Consider the following 17,112-nt stretch of genomic DNA (forward strand, 5'->3'; position numbering starts at 1 on the left):
TTTTATTTAGAATATATATCTATTATTTTTAATAAAACCTCTGTCATCTTATCTAAAGATTGAACAGGAATATATTCAAATCTGCTATGAAAATTCTCTCCTCCAGCAGATAAATTAGGACAAGGAAGATTTCTAAATGATAGCCTAGCCCCATCAGTGCCTCCTCTAATAGGAACTATTCTTTCTTTTATATCGCATTCATTAAAAGCCTTCTTAGCATTTTCTATTAAATGCATATGAGGAACTATTTTTTCTTTCATATTGTAGTAGCTGTCTTTAATATTAATCTCAAATGTATTTTCACCATATTTTTTATTTAAAAACTCAGAAATATTTTTTATAAACTCTTTTTTATTTTCAAACTTTTCTCTATCATGGTCTCTTATTATATATTCAAGTTTGGCATTTTCTTCATTTCCTTCTATAGATGATAAATGATAAAATCCTTCATAATTTTCTGTATATTCAGGTTTTTCATTCTGAGGAAGCATATTATTAAACTCAATAGCAAGAAGCAAAGCATTTTTCATTTTATTTTTAGCATAGCCAGGGTGAACATTAACTCCATTAACAATTACATTACAAGAAGCAGCATTAAAGTTCTCGTATTCTATCTCTCCCAATTCTCCTCCGTCTATAGTGTATGCAAAATTAGCACCAAATTCATCAACATTAAAATGCTCTATTCCAGAACCTATCTCTTCATCTGGAGTAAATGCTATTTTTATTTCACCATGTTCTATACTCTTATCTTTCATTATAGTTTCTGCCATAGTCATAATCTCAGCAACACCAGCCTTGTCATCAGCACCTAAAAGTGTTGTTCCGTCTGTTACTATTAAATCAAAACCTTTATATTTATTTAAACTAGGAAAATCTTTAACACTAAATATTATATTTTTTTCTTTGTTTAAAACTATATCTTTTCCATCATAATTTTTTATTATATTAGCTTTTATATCTTTACCGCTAACATCTTCTACTGTATCTAAATGGGCAATAAAACCTATTTTTGGCTTATCTTCTTTTCCTTTAGTTGCAGGAATAGAAGCATATACAAAAGATTTATCATCAATATAAGAATCATTAATTCCCAACTCTTTTAATTCTTTTAATAAATACTCAGCAAACACTCTCTGCCCAATAGAGCTTGGTGTTTCATTTTCATTAGCAGATGATGATGAAGTGTCAAAAGTAGTGTATTTTATAAATCTTTCATAAGCTTTCATAAATATATCCTAAAAATTAATATTTATATATTATCAAAAAAGAATAAATATTCAATATATTATTTAATTGATATTTTAATTTGTTTATGTTATATTGGCTGAATTAATAAACAATGGGTAATATTATGAAAAAATATTTGTCTTTAGTAATTATCATTTTTAACATTTTTAATACCTTATACACTCAAACAACAAATAGCCAAACCACAAACACAAACTCTGGTAAATACGGAGTTTTAAGTGCCTCATTAGAATTAACTGCATATGGAAGAATGAGCGACTTAATAGAGCAAACAGGAAATGAAGATACATTAGGTGTACTTCTTTATGGAGATTTACACTATATAAAAGAATATAAGTATGCATCTATTGAAGCAAACATTAATGCAAGATTTTATGAGCCATTATCGCATAAGGCAAGATTTTATAAGGATATGTCGCCTCCTGTTTTCGACTTTTCTAAAATGAACATATTTGTAAATTTTAAATATATAGGAATAAGAGCTGGAGTATTAGAGCCATACACAAGAAATATACCTATGACATCATACTTCCCTACTCTATTTTATTTTCACACAGTAAGCAGCAATAAAGCAACTGTATTATCAGGACCGAGAGATATGCCTATAGGTTATGAAAGTCAGCTTATACCAAGATATGATACAGGTATTATGATAGAATCATCATTTTATGGTGTATTTATTGGAGTTGGTATGGTTAATGGAGAAATGGGGCTTGATGCTAATTCATCTAAAGGTTTAATGGCTAAAATATCATACAGCAATGATTATATAAATACTGGAGTAGCTGGAATAGTTACAGAGATAGGGTCTATACCAATAAAAGAATGGGGAGACAGTATTAATGCTTTTTTCTATTTTAGAAATGGAAGAGACGGAAGATTTACCGTTGGTATAGAAGGCTTTTGGTTTAGACATGGAATAAGAAGAAATAATGAATATTCTCCTGGTAGTGACAACAATAATCCTCATAATTATAATGGAGGATATTATACAGATTTTTCAATTCAAACATTTGATGGAAATAAACCTTATTATGCTATGAGCGGTTTTCTTTTCTTTGAGGCTAGAAGATTATGGATTATAGATATCACTACACATGTTGGAGTATATGATAATAATATTTATTCAAACAGTGAAGATATTTTTCAGCCTAAATATAGAGCATTTTTAAAACTTACTTTTAATGTTACAGAAGATTTTAAAATTATGGTTTCAGATACATTTACTTACGACCCTGTATATAAAAATAATTATCAGTACTATGAGCTTGAAGGCAGAAATCAAGTTGGAGTAATTTCATATAATGAAAAAAACGGTCATTATACTGTAGACAATGATTTTTATATAGGACTTAGTTTCAAGTTTGGAGGAGTTTGGGGTAAATAATTAGGAGACAAAATTATCAATTTCTTTTAAAATATTTTCTCTTAAGATGTTTCTTTTTATTTTTATTTCTTTTAGAATGTCCAATGCAAGAGAAGCATCTTTAAGAGATTTTCTTATTTGCCAAAAACCGCTGTCCCAAAGAGATATTTTAAATTTATTAGTATTAACTTTTTCTACATTACTATAAAAATACTTATAAAGCTCTTTTGAAATATCAATTAAATCTTTAGCTTCTTTTGTTTGAGAAATATTTTTTAAATAATCGCATACAAATCTGCTTTCTCCATCATAACTAAAAAAACTATTATTACAAAAAACTTCTCTATAATCAAACGGATAAAACTGATTAATTATTTTGTAATATTTATTATTATAATAAATATTATCCATAGCAGAAGTTTGATTTGAAGTAGAAAATAAACTCCACACTATACAATCATTTTTAAAATCATCAGAAAAAGTTTTTTTTGGTATAATAAACTGGTCGCTTCCATTAAGCCAATTAACTTTCACAGTCCTTCTCACAGCATGTATAATCATAGCTTTTTCAAAATTTTCTTTTGTAATAGAAAGTGAACCAGCAGAAGCTTGAGGAGCAGAAAATATTGCAGTAAGGTTTTGTTTTTGCAAATCACTTCCGCAGCTCATAAGTGAACCTATAAAACCATCGCATATTTTATTTCTTATGTCTTTTCCATTTTCTTTTACAACTATAGCAGATGACAAAGGAACAAATGATGATGTTGTCCTTATTCTTTTTATCCATTTATTTAATAGCTCTTCTCTTGAAACTACACTATAATTTTTTTTAGTTTTTAATTCTCCGTCATCATCAAGTATATCTAGAACTATATTTTCTTTTTTTATATTAAATAATTTTGAAACTTTCCATATAATAAAACTCACAGGAAAAGGAGTTGTTTTTGAAGTGTTGTCAAAATTAGAAGAAGAGAATATAAAACCATTCATAAACTTATAATTGCAAACATTGTTTCTAAACTTTTCATTGTTATTTGATTTTATATAATTTGTTTTAGAAAATATTGCTAAATAAACTTCTCTATCTAAAAACTCTCTATATATTCTAAACATAAACTGTGCATAAAGCTCTCTTGAAGATTCTCCTAATTTCTCAGAGTGCATAATATCTCTTATCTTGCTAATACTCACATTTTTTTTGCTTTTTGAATTTGTACCTGCAACTTGACTTGTAGCGTATGGAGGGTTTATAAATATTAACCATTTTAAGTTTTTATTATTTAAATCTTTTATTAATTTTTTCGGAAGCTTTTTATAATCAAAAATATTTTCTGAAACAACTATATCATCATTTAAATAATCATATTGAAACAAACAAGCTTCTTTAAACTTTTCTTTGCAATAGTCAATGTCATTTTCATCTATTGTAGACATATACAAATATTTATATAATTCTTTATCTAAATAATATTCTAAATTACCAGTTCCAGATGCCATATCCCATATTCTGTAATTACCGCTTTTTAATTCATCTATAGAAATAACGTCATTAATATACTCTAAAGATTTTTTGGCAAATATCAAAGGCGTATAAAACTCACCTAAATATCTTTTTTTGGAATTATACTCATTCATATTATAATATCTGTGTAAATTGTGTTTCTTTAGATTTTTTATTATCTATCTCTATTATATCTTTTTCATTATTAGCATAAGAAACTGTTATAGATAAAGTTTCAGTATCTTCTTTAGAGAAATAACCCATTATGTTTGCAGATTTTAATACTGCTTCTTTTATATTCTCAACTTCACCATAAAGCTCTAAATATCCAAAAGGACCCTTATTATAATTTGGTCTAAATGTAATAGCGTTTTTTCTCTCTCTCTTTTCTAATGCATCATTTTCATTTTCATTTCTGCCTAGTATAAGTTTAGCATTATTATCAATTCTTATATGCCTTCCTATAGCTAAATACTGCATAAGCTCCATATTAATAATCTCTCTTCCATTGTGAGAAACTAGCTCCTCGTATCTTCTTCCGTAACTTTTATCAACTATAGAACAGCACCCACCAGAAGGAATAGGATAATCATCTATACCAAACTCTTTAGCAAGCTCCATCTGCACTTGTCTGCTTCGTCCATATATATCATAAAGATTTTCTCTGTTTATAAGACCCTCGCTTTCTGCTATTGTGATAGGAAGAAGCTTTGCAGATAATGGTCTTAAAAGTTTTCCCTCAAGTCCGCTTTCTCTTATAGAATTAATTAGGTCTTGAGATTTTTGGCTCATAGGTCTTTGCCCTTTAACTTCTCCAGTAGCAATAAAATCAAAACCCTCTTCTTCCATTATCTTTTTTGCAGTTTTAAGCATAAGTATATGGCAGTCCAAACAAGGATTAATAGAACTTCCATAACCGTATTTTGGATTTAAAAACATATCAATATATTTATCTTTCAAAGAAACAAATCTTATTGGAATATTAAGAAAGTCAGCAGCCTTTTTAGCAGGGTCATCATAATGTATATTCATAAGCTCATTTTTAATTACAGGATATTCAAGTCCAGTAACGAATCTTACAGCAAGAACATCAATATTTTCTCTTTTTAATATAGCCCCCACAAGCATACTGTCAAGCCCGCCTGAAAGAAGCAAAATAGCCTTAGCTTTTTTCATTTATATTTTACCTTTATTTAATAATTTTTCTGAGTATATATTTATTTTCTAATTTATTCAATAATAATTTATTTTGTTTAATGTATTTCTATATGTTTAATTTTAGATGTTATATTACATCAAAGATATATTGTAAAAATATAAAGTTGTAGTGTTTGCACTTTTCGCGAAGCGTACCCGTAGGGTAAAAACTTTGACGAAGTCCGCAGAGCGAAAGCGGGAAAAAGTTGAATAAAACAAAACTTATATGATAAAATATAATTATTTAGATATATAGTAAAAATTTTAAAGTTTATAAAAAATTATATTTTTTAATTTCAAATATTTGCAGGGCTTTGCCCCGCACCACACTTCTTTTGCGACCGAATGGAGTACCTTTAGATGCGAAGGCGGGAAAAAAAACAACAAAAAATTGACAAAATATAGTTGTTTAGATATATACGTTAAAAATATTTTTATTTATGTTTGATTTTATCATAATATTTTTATAAATAAAAAGGCTAATCATAAAAATGATTAACCTTATTTAATAAATCTCTTATATATAATTTTTAATCTCTTCTTCTGTTAGCAAGCATCAAAAGTCTTAGTAAACTGAGTATAGCAGTAACAGCAGCAGCAACATAAGTTAAAGCAGCAGCATTAAGCACTTTTTTTGCACCATAAAGTTCTTCAGAATCTAAAAATCCGCCCTTATCCAAAATCTTTATAGCCCTATTAGAAGCATCAAACTCTACAGGCAATGTTATTAAAGAAAAGAATACAGCAAAAGCAAATAATATAATTCCTCCCATCATAAGATATTGAGAAATGCTTCCAGCTCCTCCAATAACAATACCAATAAGTACAAGCATAGGTCCAAATTGATTGCCAATAGCACATAATGGATAAAAACTATTTCTTAAAGTTAAAGGTGCATAGCTTCTATCATGTTGTATAGCATGACCTACCTCATGAGCAGCAATACCTAAAGCAGCAACATCTGTACCATTATAAACATTATTAGAAAGTCTTAAAACTTTAGCACTTGGATCATAATGGTCTGTTAAATGTCCGTTTATTCTCTCTATTGGAATATTTAAGCCATAAGCATCTAATATATATTTTGCTGTTTGTGCTCCTGTTATTCCTCTTTTGTTCTCTACCCTGCTATACTTTGAATAAGCACCATTTACTTTCATCTGTGCCCATAAACCTAATAATATACCAGGTATTAATATCCATATATATCCAAAATAATATTCAAAATATCCGCCAAACATTATTTATCCTCCTAAAATTACTCTAAAATTATAGCATTAAAATATAACAACCTCAATACCAATAAAGTAAAATATTTTTACTTCTTTGTAAGAGTTAATATTAAAACCTGAACAACAGACATATCAATTTCAGGAACTCTCAAAGCCTGAGCAATATTATACGGTTTATATTGTTTAAGTTTATTAATAGCATCAATCTTCACACTTTTCAAAGTAGAATAATCAAAATCTTCAGGTATACGCATTTTCTCGTATTTTTCTATATCTCTTATTTCGTTTAAATATCTTGCAATATATCCCTCATATTTTATAGCAATCTCGGCATTCTCCAAAACATTTTTATTATAATCGCCGTCTATCAAATGTTTAACCATATCGATACTGCATTCAGGACGTTTTATTATAGAAGATAAACTCATTGTGCGGTACTCTTTAGCCTCTTTTGTAAAACCTAACTCTTCTGTTTCTTTTTGTGTGAGTGTGCGTTTATTTAAGTATTCCACAAGTATTTGAGTTTTTTGTTTTTTATCTCTCACTTTCTCTAATCGCTCTTTACTTGCAAGCCCTATATTATAAGAAAGTTCTGTAAGCCTTTCATCAGCATTGTCTTGTCTTAAGAGCATTCTATGTTCTGCTTGGGAAGTAAACATTCTATGAGGCTCTTTAGTTCCTTTAGTGGTTAAATCATCAATTAAAACCCCTATATAACCGTCACTTCTTTTTAATATAAATGGTTCTTCTTTTTTTATTTTAAGAGAAGCATTTATTCCAGCCATAATACCCTGACAAGCTGCCTCTTCATATCCGCTTGTGCCGTTAATTTGACCTGCCAAAAATAAACCCTCTATTTTTTTAGTTTCCAAAGTAGGCTTTAATTCTATAGGGTTTACATAATCATATTCTACCGCATATGCTGGTTTTAATATCTTTACTTCTTCTAAACCTTTTAATGACCTTATCATCTTTATTTGAACATCTTCAGGCAAGCTTGAAGAAAATCCATTTATATAAACTTCATTTGTTCTGTAGCTTTCTCTCTCTAAATGCAATTGATGACGAGGCTTATCTGCAAACCTTACAACTTTATCTTCTATGCTTGGGCAGTATCTTGGCCCTATACCTGTTATCACTCCGCTATACATTGGAGATAAATGAATATTGTCTTGAATTATTTTATGTATGTTTTCATCTGTGTAAGTGATATAGCAAGGCTCTTGAACTATATCAATTTTATCGTCCAAAAAAGAAAATGGAGTTATTTCATCATCACCTTTTTGAATTTCTAATATATCAAAGTTAATAGAATAATAATCCACTCTCGCAGGTGTTCCTGTTTTTAATCTTCCTACTTCAAGCCCTAATTTTCTTAAATTATCAGAAAGCCCTATTGCTGGAAGCTCACCAATTCTTCCTGCCTGTTTTTGATATTTACCAATATGAATAAGCCCATTTAAAAATGTTCCTGTTGTTAATATAACTGCTTGGCATTCATACTCTATACCTCTTTCTGTTTTAAGTCCTTTAACTACATTATTTTCAACAACTACTTCTGTTACTATATCCTGATGAAGTGTGAGATTATCCTCGGCGTATAATGTTTTAGTAGCTTCTTCTTTGTATGCATATTTATCTGCCTGTGCACGCGGAGCCCATACTGCTTTGCCTTTGCTTCTGTTTAGCATTCTAAATTGCATCATAGTTTTATCTATTAATATGCCCATCTCACCGCCGAGTGCATCAATCTCTTTTACAATAGTACCCTTAGCAACTCCTCCTATAGAAGGGTTACAAGACATCTGCCCTATAGTATCCAAATTAATAGATATAATCAAAGTTTTCATTCCAAGTCTTGCAGAAGAAAGTGCCGCCTCTATACCAGCATGCCCAGCACCAACTACTATAACATCATATTTATTATTCATAATTAAGAGTTCTCTCTATATTTTTTTATTTAATTATTAAAAATGATATATTAAAAATACTATATTGTAAAGCTGCATTTTTATAAGTTAATTTTTATATTATATTGACTTCATAGTAATTTTATATTATTATAATTTCATAATTATTTATGAATATACTAAAATTAAAAAACTTTTTCAATATATATAATAACTATTTTGTATATATTATTACTTAAGTATAGGAATCTAGAAAACTCATTATAAACTATAAATAATTATAATAAAAATATATATTTTAGGTTTTTTATGATTAAAAATATATTATTAATATCTTTTTTAATGCTATCTATGATTTCTTGCAGTAATGTAAAAATATTAGATCCTAATGAAAGAGATGTTGAAGTTCAGTATGTAACAACAGTAGAAAATAATTCAGAAATTTATAGATATGTTTCTAAAGATGTAACTAGTATTATAAAGTTCAGATTAAAAGATTTTGCTAATGATTTTACAAATATATGGTGTTTAGAATTGTATGATGGAAAGACATATTTTACATCATGTGATTTGTATATGAATAAATATCAATTTAGTATACTTTTTGATAGATATGACTATAAAAAGATAAAGAATATTTCTTATTTGTTTTCTAATACAATGCTTGAAGTTGTTTTTAGTGTTACTAATGTAAGTATAAACGGCAGTCAATTAACATTAACTTTTGACAAACAAATTAATGGCAGTAATACCACAACAATAGATTTTGGTACAGATTTAGATACAATCATGAACAGTATCAAAACTTACAGCTATTTATCAGATAAAGAAAATTATAATTTTAAAATAGTTATACTTACAATACTTATATATGCATCACTTCAGGCAAATGGTATAATACCTGTTTCTTGAATTTTATATTGGCAACAAAGGAGAAGATTAAAATTGAAAGCCTATAACAATTTACTATAGATTTTAAGCTAAACAATTTTTATTAATAATAATTATGAAAGCAGTTATTCTTTTTTTTATTATAAATATAACTTTATTTGCTCAATTTGAAGTAAATGCATTTATACCTTTTGGTATTAATGGAAGCTTACCTTTTATAACATTAAGCAACCCTAATCATACATATCAAAGTATAAAGGGAGATATAGGCGGAGAATTAGGAGTTATTGCTCAGCTTGGATATAATATAAAATTAAATAAAGATATTCATATAAAAAGTATAAGTTTTCTTTTTGAAACAGGATATTATTTTAATGCTAATAGTATAACTTATGATTATCCGTATGCTGATTCATATGATTATTTTGAAATTTTTGAAGCTTTAGGTATGCATAATATTATTATAGGATTAAACCCTAAAATAAATTTCAATAATTTTTCATTAGGGTTAGGTGTAGGAATGAAAATACCGTTGTCTGCTGATGTATTAGAAAAAAGCGATTATAGAGGCGAGATAATGAAAGAATATACCATTTTTGAAGGCTCTTTAATGTATCAGGATAAAAAGCATTGGAATTTTGATGATATAAAAAAAATATATAAAGTTCCAGTGTCTCCTTATATAAAAATAAATTTTGACGGATTTTACTATTTTACTGAAAAATTGGCTTTCTTATATGGTGCTTATATAGCTTATGATTTTTCAATGCTTTATAATACTGATTATATACAAATAACAGATAAAACTTTAATAAAAAGTTATAGATTATCTTACTTATCATTTATTTTTTATATAGGCATTTCATTTGGAAGAAATAATAGTTAATTTTCTAAATTTATTGTTTACTTACCGCACGCAGAATTAAGCTAAAAAAGGTAGAGTTATTTGTAATTAAAATTTTATTATATTACAAATTCTGTTAACCGTGCGTTGAAAAAAAATTTTTAATCTAATCAACACTTGGGCGGGCATTAACAATTCTAATTAAGTTAATAAAAAAATTAAAAATACAAATTTACAAATACATTAATAAAGAATAAAGGGCGGGGTATGTAAATAAATTTTAAAAAATTATCATTCATTCTTGCTTATAGCATATATATTAAAATATCTAACTATCACATTTTCTATAGTATTATCACTATTCAAGTTAAACCTAATGTTAAAACCTATAAAATATTTGTTATTAATTAAAACTTTTCTCTCTTTTTTATAATCATCATTATTAGAAATATAATCATAAACAATCATATCAACTTCTATATGAATATCAGATAAAATATAACCCTCTTCAAATATCTCTGTAGTAACAACTTCAAAATTATTATTATAGCTATATTCACTAACACAAGAAGAACTATATAATTTTAAAACGCTATTATCCAAATAATTTTCAACTTCTTCTTTTATTTTTTTATCTAAGTTTTTATCGCTGTAAATCTTTTCTCTTATATAATATTTATCCATTTTATTATTGCTCATAATATATTTACTTCAAACATTATATACTATATAATACGAAAATCAAAAAAACTATAAGGTAAGAACAACCTTTATGAATGAAAGCTTAGAAACAAAAATTAATAACAAAGTAGAACAATATAAAACCATTTGCAAATTAGAACCTAATAACCATAAAGTGAGAGTAGACTTTGCAATATTTTATACGCAATTGCAAAAATATAATGAAGCTATAGAAGTATTAAAAACAGCACTTAATATAAATGATAAAGATTATACAATATGGCGTTTGATTGGTATATCATATACAAAAATAGAAAACTTCAAAGAAGCAATTTTTTATTTAACAAAAGCATACGAATTAGAAAATAATGATTATATAAGTTTAAATTATCTTGGAAACTGTTATATAGAATTAAAAATGTTTAATGAAGCTATAGAGGTGTTAAATAAATCTTTTATGATAGCATCAAAAGAATATATTAATTGGCGTTATTTAGGCATTGCTTTATTTAATACAAATAGAATCGATGAGGCAATTGATTCTTTTAATAGAGCTTTGGAGCTTAATAAATATGATGAAGAGAGTTTATATTATCTTGGACTATGCTACAAAGAAATAAATAATTATAATAAGGCTATAGAAATATTTGAGAAATGTTTAGAGTATAGTGATAACAACAAAAAAATATATGTTATTTTATATGAATTATACAAAAATACAGGCAATGATAAATCAAAAAATATGCTTGAAAAAATAAATAAACTTTAAGGCATTTGGTTAGAATTAATCATCAAATGACCAAATAATCCAAGCATAAATATTATACCAACAATAATAACAATATATTTTATTATTTTAATAGTTCTTCTAATTTTAGGATAAGTATAAAAAACTCCATTTTGAATACCATGCAATATCGTTGCTACTAATAAAAATCCTTCGTCTATTCTTCCAGATAAAGGAAGTATATCAGACACTATATCTAATGGCGATGTACAATAAAATACACTGGCTACAAATGGTATCCAAGCTATAATATGATGATATTTATCAAATACACCATCTTTTGATTTTATTACTTCATCGTCTTTATTAAATAAATTTAACATATTACACCTATAATGTTCATAAAAGTATAGTTACATATACTATAACATTATAATGAAAAATTTTAAACAAAAAAACTAAATATAATCACTTTAAACTTTTTTATAAGAAACTAGAAAATCAATATCCTCTTTAGTGAGATTTTTTTTAGGAACTATTATAGCAGACATTTCATCTGTATATATAAAAATACATAATTTACTCTGCTCTATTTTTTTGATATCAGATTTATTAAAGTTTTTTATACCTTTAGTTTCATTAAAAACAATCTTTTCATCATAAACAGTTAAAATCTTTTCTCCAAATATATCATCAAGTTTTCCAGTTTTTATATAAGACAAAACTTTTTTTACAATATTTTTTTGAACTCTCTTTTTATAACTAATTATTTGTAGAACAGATACTGCTATCATTATCAAAGCAACTATTAAAAGCATAAATAAACTGCTTTTAAAATATATAAACATTCCAATAAGCACAATAATATAAACAGCAATAATAATAATAAGATTCTTTTTTAATGAACTTTGAAGCTCAGGATTAGTTTTCAAATAATGAAGCTGAAAATCAATAAAATCATTATGCTCAATATTATATTTATATTCTCTTTTCATATAATTCCTTTAAATATAAATTTAAGTATTAATTAAATATCAATACCCAAAAACTGTTTTACAAGTATTCCAACCAAAAAACTTATTCCAGCAACTGTTAAGCTTACTCCTGCCATTTCAAAAAATCTCTCTCTAAAAGAAATACTTTTAGCCACAGCAATATAAAAAGTAAAACAAAATATTATAGCAATAACAATTATAAGCATAGTAATAAGTGCATATACAGAAACACTAAAAATCAAATAAGGCATTATTAAAAGACTTACAGTAATCAAATACATTATGCCCGTATAAGAACAAGACTTAAAAGCATTTTTACTTCCTTCAGCCTTAGCAGATAAATACTCGGAAGAAGCCATAGAAAGTGTAGCAGATATTCCAGTAATTATTCCAGATAAAGCCACCAACCTATTGTCTTGTAAAGCAAATGTAAGCCCAGCCAAAGTTCCGCTAATTTCCACTAAAGCATCACTCAACCCCAAAACCATAGAGCCAACATACTTAAGCCTATCCTCATCTAAAATAGATATTAATTTGTTTTCATGCTCATACTCTTCAAAAGCAATAGTCTTAGCATCAGGCACTTCATCTACTATCTTAGAATATATATATTCAGCACTCTTCTCTCCAGACTCCATTATCTTAATAACAAATGTATATCCAAATATAAAACTTAAAATAAAATAGATAAAAACTTTAAACTTCTGAGGTTTCAATTTTTTATTAGTGTATTTTTCTAATATTTTAGCATGAGCTAATTCTTCTTTTCCAATATTAATAAGTATTTGCTTATCATCTTCTTTTTTTACAAATTTAGCGAGATTTACATACATAGCATGCTCTGTAATCTCATTTTGCTGTAATTCCAATAAAAACTTAATTGTTTCTTTTGATATCGGTTTCATAACATTAATCCTAAATATTAATTAATTAAATACTACAATGAAAATTAATTAATTGCAAAACTTAATATTATTTTATATTGAAATTGTATATTGATTTTCGATTAAATATTTATATGCTATATTTTATATAAATATTTTAAAGGAGTAAAGTTAGAAAATGGATAATAAAAAACTAAATGACATGATTGTTAGTATGAGAAGAGAATTGCATCAAATACCAGAGATTGGTACAGATTTGCCTCAAACTAAAAAATATGTTATTGATAAATTAAAATCATTAGGACTTGAAGTAAAAGAATGTTCATTGGACTCTGGAATAGTATGCGACATAGGAAATGTTAATAGCGGAAATATAGTTGCTATTAGGGCAGATATGGACGGATTACCTATAGTTGAAGAGACTGGAGTAGAGTATGCTTCAAAAAATGGTAATATGCATGCTTGCGGGCATGATGCTCATACAGCTTGTCTTCTAGGAACAGCACATTATTTATTGGAAAATAAAGACAGATTAAAAAATGGCGCTGTAAGATTAGTTTTTCAAACTGCTGAAGAGATATCTAAAGGAGCAAATAATTTAATAAAAGATGGCTTATTAGATGGCGTTAGTGCTATAGTTGGTACTCATATTGGTACTATAGCTACAGATGTGCCTAGCGGAGAGTTTGTCCTTCAAGGAGGACCATTAATGGCATCTAATGATAAATTTGTTATTAAAGTTATAGGAAAAGGTTCTCATGGTGCTTATCCTCATTCTGGAGTAGACCCTGTATTAACTGCTAGTCAAATAATACAAGGCATATACAATATAAAAAGCAGAGAAATAATAGCCACTGACCCTACAGTAATATCTATATGTATTGTAAACGGCGGAAGTCAATATAATATAATACCTTCAGAAGTAAACATAGAAGGTACTTTCAGAACATTTAGTGAAGAGAATAGAAAATTTATAGGAAATAGAATAAAAGAAATATCACAGTCTATTGCTATAGCTAACAGAGCAAAAGCAGAAGTAAATATGGAATGGGGCTGCCCTCCTGTTATTAATAATGACCAAATAGCTAATGAATTATCAGAAGTATGTAAAGAATTAGGATTCAAAAAGTCAGCACCTTTTACTCCTTCTATGGGCGGAGAAGATTTTGCTGAATATCAACATAAAATGCCTGGCGTATTTATTTTCTTCTCTACTATGACAGAAAAAAATATTCCTCATCATAATAGTAAATTCGAGATAGATGAATCAAAATTATATCAGCCTAGTATATTAATGAGCGAATGGGCAATTAAGCATTTAGGAGGTAAATAATGAATGAAGAGATTTTGAAATTAGCCAATCAATTAATACTATGGCCATTATGTGCTGTTGTTGTTCTTATAAGTTTGATACAAGCTATATTATATACAAGACTTGCTAATAAAACTGCAAAAACTTTAGGCATTACAAGTGAGACTTGCCAAAAAGCTTTTAAAGCTGGTTTAATAACTGCAATAGGACCTGCTATATCTGGTTTCATAGTAATGGTAGGAATGATTTCTGTAATAGGAGCACCTATGAGCTGGATGAGACTTTCTATTATTGGTGCTGCTACAACAGAGATGGCTGGAGCACAATTTGGTGCTGAGGCTATGGGAGTAAAGTTTGGAGGACCTGATTATAATGAAGTTGCTTTAGTTGTATCTTGGATTACTATGGCTGCTAATGGATGCGGTTGGTTGATATCTGCATCAATTATGGGAAGTAAATTAGAGAAATTAAGAACAAAAATTTCCGGAGGTAATCAGGCTGGTTTAGCTTTGCTTTCTGCTGCTTCTATGGTTGCGGTATTTGGTAATTTGGCTTCTGGTTATTTACCTAAAATAGACACTGCTGCTTCTGTTTTGGCTGCTGCTTTAACTATGTTTATATTAGTAAAATTTGTATCAAAAACTAAGATTGGACTTAAAATTCGTGAATACAATTTGGGTATTGCAATGCTGGTTGGTATGGCTGTGGCTTTAATTGTAAAAATATCTATTGGAGGTTAATGTATGACTGATAAAGAATTTCAAAAATTATGGAATGACCCTGTTAATTTAATTGGAAGAGTTACATTATTATCTGCTGTTGTTGCTTCATTTTTCCCTGTTGTATATTTGATGATTAGTCATAAAATATTTCCGCCTATAGATGTTGTGATAAAAGCTTGGGTATTGGTTGCTTCTTCTTATGGCGTTATGTATGTATTAGAGCCTTTGAGCTATTATCCTGTTTTAGGTTTGGCTGGTTCTTACATGAACTTTCTTTCTGGAAATGGAGGTAATATGAGAGTGCCTGCTGCTGCTTGTGCATTAGATGTTACAGATACTCCAGAAGGAACTCGTAATGTAGAAATTATTTCTTCTTTGGGAATAGCTGGTTCTATTATAACTAACCTATTCTTTGTTACATTGGCTGCTGTATTAGGAGCTACTATTCTTAATGTTGTGCCTCCTATAATCGCTGAAGCTTTTAAATCTTATGCTGTGCCTGCTATATTTGGTGCGGTATTGATGCAGTTTAGCATGAAATATCCTAAGTTATTAGTATTTGGTTTAGGAATACCTCTAGCTTGTAAATTATTAATACCTGCTATGCCTGCTTTTCTTATCACATTATCAGGTTTAGTAATTACAATTATTGCTTCAAAAATATTATACAAAGTAAAAGCTTAATTATAGTTTAAAATAAAAAAGATGTTGGAATAAAAAATCCAGCATCTTTTTTTATATATATTAATTTCTAGTTTTAAGCTCCCATATCCATTATACCGTCATTAAGCATTTCATTATTATCTGGAGCATATGAAGGGAAGTCATTAGGAGATGAAGGCACTGTATTATTATTAGGATTAGTGCGTGCTTCATATTTCTCTAATATTCTTGCTGCCACTGTAGGGTCCATTAAACTAAGCAAATAAGAAGTAGTACTGTTTCTTCCTTCAGTTGCTGCTATAGAATCCATCTCTACTAATACATCAATAATTAAATCATCAGAACCATTAGCTGCCAATTGATTAAGCAAAGCAACAGAGTTTTGAGGAGGCATACTATTAATTTTATTAGCCAAATCTGTAAGTACTAATTGATACTGTGCAGATTCGTCCATAGTAGCCTGATAATTAGACCAAGCATTTAATAAGTTTTGTCTGTCTTGTTCTATTAATTCAGATTGTGAATTTAATTCTATAGCTCTGCTAGCAATTAAAGCCTCTTGTGCCTGTATATCTTTTTCTCTTAAATTAAAAGACTCTCTCATTTTATTAAGGTCATCTCTAGCCAAAAGAGCCATATCTTCAACTCTAGGTTTTTGAGTAAATCTAGTTAAAAAAGAAGGTACATTAGGAGCTATTTTTGTACGCATTAAAGTATAATAATTAACAACTCCAAATATATCAAACATATAAAGTAATGCTATAAAAGCTATTAAATTAACTACAGTCAATATTGCTATTTTAAATCTCATAAACATTCACACCTAAATAACATTATAGTATACATAATACAGAAAAAACTATAATATGTCAACTAAAATCATTATCGTAATATATAGTTTTTTAGTTATCATATTTTTTTAAAAAAGGATTTTTT

Annotated in this window: 17 protein-coding genes; 7 read left to right on the top strand and 10 right to left on the bottom strand. The window is 27.8% G+C overall.

Features of this window, described 5'->3' with window-relative positions; translation table 11 throughout:
• Positions 1–2 precede the first annotated feature (2 nt).
• A complete protein-coding gene (gene pepT / locus BPP43_RS05935; protein ID WP_015274447.1) occupies positions 3–1,229 on the bottom strand; it encodes a peptidase T in 1,227 nt (408 codons plus the stop codon).
• A 113-nt stretch (positions 1,230–1,342) separates the two neighbouring features.
• Here pepT and BPP43_RS05940 point away from each other — a divergent pair, with 113 nt between their 5' ends.
• Entirely contained in the window at positions 1,343–2,638 is a 1,296-nt protein-coding gene (locus BPP43_RS05940) for a hypothetical protein (RefSeq protein WP_041752820.1), read from the top strand.
• On the opposite strand, the gene BPP43_RS05945 is transcribed toward BPP43_RS05940, so the two are convergent.
• The 4 genes from BPP43_RS05945 to mnmG form a co-directional block, all read right to left on the bottom strand.
• Entirely contained in the window at positions 2,639–4,252 is a 1,614-nt protein-coding gene (locus BPP43_RS05945) for a hypothetical protein (protein WP_015274449.1), read from the bottom strand.
• 1 nt (position 4,253) lies between these two features.
• Positions 4,254–5,294: a thiamine biosynthesis protein gene (locus BPP43_RS05950; RefSeq protein WP_013244694.1), complete on the bottom strand. Its 1,041-nt coding sequence runs from the start codon at positions 5,292–5,294 to the stop codon at positions 4,254–4,256.
• A 551-nt stretch (positions 5,295–5,845) separates the two neighbouring features.
• Positions 5,846–6,556 carry a zinc metallopeptidase gene (locus tag BPP43_RS05955; RefSeq protein ID WP_013244693.1) on the bottom strand — a complete coding sequence of 237 codons (711 nt, stop codon included), beginning with the start codon at positions 6,554–6,556 and terminating at the stop codon, positions 5,846–5,848.
• 77 nt (positions 6,557–6,633) lie between these two features.
• Positions 6,634–8,478, bottom strand: a complete 1,845-nt coding sequence (mnmG, locus tag BPP43_RS05960) for a tRNA uridine-5-carboxymethylaminomethyl(34) synthesis enzyme MnmG (protein WP_015274450.1) — start codon at positions 8,476–8,478, stop codon at positions 6,634–6,636.
• Positions 8,479–8,766: 288 nt separating this feature from the next.
• Here mnmG and BPP43_RS05965 point away from each other — a divergent pair, with 288 nt between their 5' ends.
• Together BPP43_RS05965 and BPP43_RS05970 are read left to right on the top strand one after the other, a co-directional pair.
• Positions 8,767–9,369: a hypothetical protein gene (locus BPP43_RS05965; protein WP_013244691.1), complete on the top strand. Its 603-nt coding sequence runs from the start codon at positions 8,767–8,769 to the stop codon at positions 9,367–9,369.
• 94 nt (positions 9,370–9,463) lie between these two features.
• The gene (locus BPP43_RS05970) at positions 9,464–10,234 is read left to right on the top strand and encodes a hypothetical protein (protein ID WP_015274451.1); all 771 of its coding nucleotides are present in this window, start codon (positions 9,464–9,466) and stop codon (positions 10,232–10,234) included.
• A 249-nt stretch (positions 10,235–10,483) separates the two neighbouring features.
• On the opposite strand, the gene BPP43_RS05975 is transcribed toward BPP43_RS05970, so the two are convergent.
• Complete coding sequence (locus BPP43_RS05975; RefSeq protein WP_015274452.1) at positions 10,484–10,891, bottom strand: hypothetical protein; 408 nt, start codon at positions 10,889–10,891, stop codon at positions 10,484–10,486.
• Positions 10,892–10,964: 73 nt separating this feature from the next.
• Between BPP43_RS05975 and BPP43_RS05980 the strand changes: the two genes are divergently transcribed.
• The gene (locus tag BPP43_RS05980; RefSeq protein ID WP_015274453.1) at positions 10,965–11,642 is read left to right on the top strand and encodes a tetratricopeptide repeat protein; all 678 of its coding nucleotides are present in this window, start codon (positions 10,965–10,967) and stop codon (positions 11,640–11,642) included.
• On the opposite strand, the gene BPP43_RS05985 is transcribed toward BPP43_RS05980, so the two are convergent.
• The 3 genes from BPP43_RS05985 to BPP43_RS05995 all read right to left on the bottom strand — a co-directional run bounded on the left by BPP43_RS05985 (position 11,639) and on the right by BPP43_RS05995 (position 13,500).
• Complete coding sequence (locus BPP43_RS05985) at positions 11,639–11,983, bottom strand: DUF1232 domain-containing protein (RefSeq protein ID WP_013244687.1); 345 nt, start codon at positions 11,981–11,983, stop codon at positions 11,639–11,641. The two genes, BPP43_RS05980 and BPP43_RS05985, sit on opposite strands and share 4 nt — an antisense overlap.
• A 90-nt stretch (positions 11,984–12,073) precedes the next feature.
• Positions 12,074–12,595, bottom strand: coding sequence for a YcxB family protein (locus BPP43_RS05990; protein WP_015274454.1), 522 nt, complete (start codon positions 12,593–12,595; stop codon positions 12,074–12,076).
• 32 nt (positions 12,596–12,627) lie between these two features.
• Positions 12,628–13,500, bottom strand: a complete 873-nt coding sequence (locus BPP43_RS05995) for a VIT1/CCC1 transporter family protein (RefSeq protein ID WP_015274455.1) — start codon at positions 13,498–13,500, stop codon at positions 12,628–12,630.
• Between the two features lie 157 nt (positions 13,501–13,657).
• Between BPP43_RS05995 and BPP43_RS06000 the strand changes: the two genes are divergently transcribed.
• The 3 genes from BPP43_RS06000 to BPP43_RS06010 are packed head-to-tail and all read left to right on the top strand — an operon-like array spanning position 13,658 to position 16,197.
• A complete protein-coding gene (locus BPP43_RS06000; protein ID WP_013244683.1) occupies positions 13,658–14,812 on the top strand; it encodes a M20 metallopeptidase family protein in 1,155 nt (384 codons plus the stop codon).
• Entirely contained in the window at positions 14,812–15,531 is a 720-nt protein-coding gene (locus BPP43_RS06005; protein WP_013244682.1) for a DUF5058 family protein, read from the top strand. Before BPP43_RS06000 ends, BPP43_RS06005 begins: the two co-directional genes overlap by 1 nt.
• A gap of 3 nt (positions 15,532–15,534) precedes the next feature.
• Positions 15,535–16,197, top strand: a complete 663-nt coding sequence (locus BPP43_RS06010; RefSeq protein WP_013244681.1) for a hypothetical protein — start codon at positions 15,535–15,537, stop codon at positions 16,195–16,197.
• Positions 16,198–16,270: 73 nt separating this feature from the next.
• Here the strand turns inward: BPP43_RS06010 and BPP43_RS06015 are convergent, their stop codons facing one another.
• On the bottom strand, positions 16,271–16,987 hold the full coding sequence (locus BPP43_RS06015) for a periplasmic-type flagellar collar protein FlbB (RefSeq protein ID WP_013244680.1): 717 nt from the start codon (positions 16,985–16,987) through the stop codon (positions 16,271–16,273).
• Positions 16,988–17,112 lie beyond the last annotated feature (125 nt).

The organism is Brachyspira pilosicoli P43/6/78 (genome assembly GCF_000325665.1).
Classification (GTDB): Bacteria; Spirochaetota; Brachyspiria; order Brachyspirales; family Brachyspiraceae; genus Brachyspira; species Brachyspira pilosicoli.

Bases quoted from the DNA above. Each gene is read 5' to 3' on its own strand.
- mnmG (WP_015274450.1), bottom strand. From the start codon at position 8,478: ATGAATAATAAATATGATGTTATAGTAGTTGGTGCTGGGCATGCTGGT.
- BPP43_RS05995 (WP_015274455.1), bottom strand. From the start codon at position 13,500: ATGAAACCGATATCAAAAGAAACAATTAAGTTTTTATTGGAATTACAG.
- BPP43_RS05940 (WP_041752820.1), top strand. From the start codon at position 1,343: ATGGGTAATATTATGAAAAAATATTTGTCTTTAGTAATTATCATTTTT.
- BPP43_RS05970 (WP_015274451.1), top strand. From the start codon at position 9,464: ATGAAAGCAGTTATTCTTTTTTTTATTATAAATATAACTTTATTTGCT.
- BPP43_RS06005 (WP_013244682.1), top strand. From the start codon at position 14,812: ATGAATGAAGAGATTTTGAAATTAGCCAATCAATTAATACTATGGCCA.
- BPP43_RS05990 (WP_015274454.1), bottom strand. From the start codon at position 12,595: ATGAAAAGAGAATATAAATATAATATTGAGCATAATGATTTTATTGAT.
- BPP43_RS06015 (WP_013244680.1), bottom strand. From the start codon at position 16,987: ATGAGATTTAAAATAGCAATATTGACTGTAGTTAATTTAATAGCTTTT.
- BPP43_RS05950 (WP_013244694.1), bottom strand. From the start codon at position 5,294: ATGAAAAAAGCTAAGGCTATTTTGCTTCTTTCAGGCGGGCTTGACAGT.
- BPP43_RS05985 (WP_013244687.1), bottom strand. From the start codon at position 11,983: ATGTTAAATTTATTTAATAAAGACGATGAAGTAATAAAATCAAAAGAT.
- BPP43_RS06000 (WP_013244683.1), top strand. From the start codon at position 13,658: ATGGATAATAAAAAACTAAATGACATGATTGTTAGTATGAGAAGAGAA.
- BPP43_RS05980 (WP_015274453.1), top strand. From the start codon at position 10,965: ATGAATGAAAGCTTAGAAACAAAAATTAATAACAAAGTAGAACAATAT.
- BPP43_RS05955 (WP_013244693.1), bottom strand. From the start codon at position 6,556: ATGTTTGGCGGATATTTTGAATATTATTTTGGATATATATGGATATTA.
- BPP43_RS05945 (WP_015274449.1), bottom strand. From the start codon at position 4,252: ATGAATGAGTATAATTCCAAAAAAAGATATTTAGGTGAGTTTTATACG.
- BPP43_RS05975 (WP_015274452.1), bottom strand. From the start codon at position 10,891: ATGAGCAATAATAAAATGGATAAATATTATATAAGAGAAAAGATTTAC.
- pepT (WP_015274447.1), bottom strand. From the start codon at position 1,229: ATGAAAGCTTATGAAAGATTTATAAAATACACTACTTTTGACACTTCA.
- BPP43_RS06010 (WP_013244681.1), top strand. From the start codon at position 15,535: ATGACTGATAAAGAATTTCAAAAATTATGGAATGACCCTGTTAATTTA.
- BPP43_RS05965 (WP_013244691.1), top strand. From the start codon at position 8,767: ATGATTAAAAATATATTATTAATATCTTTTTTAATGCTATCTATGATT.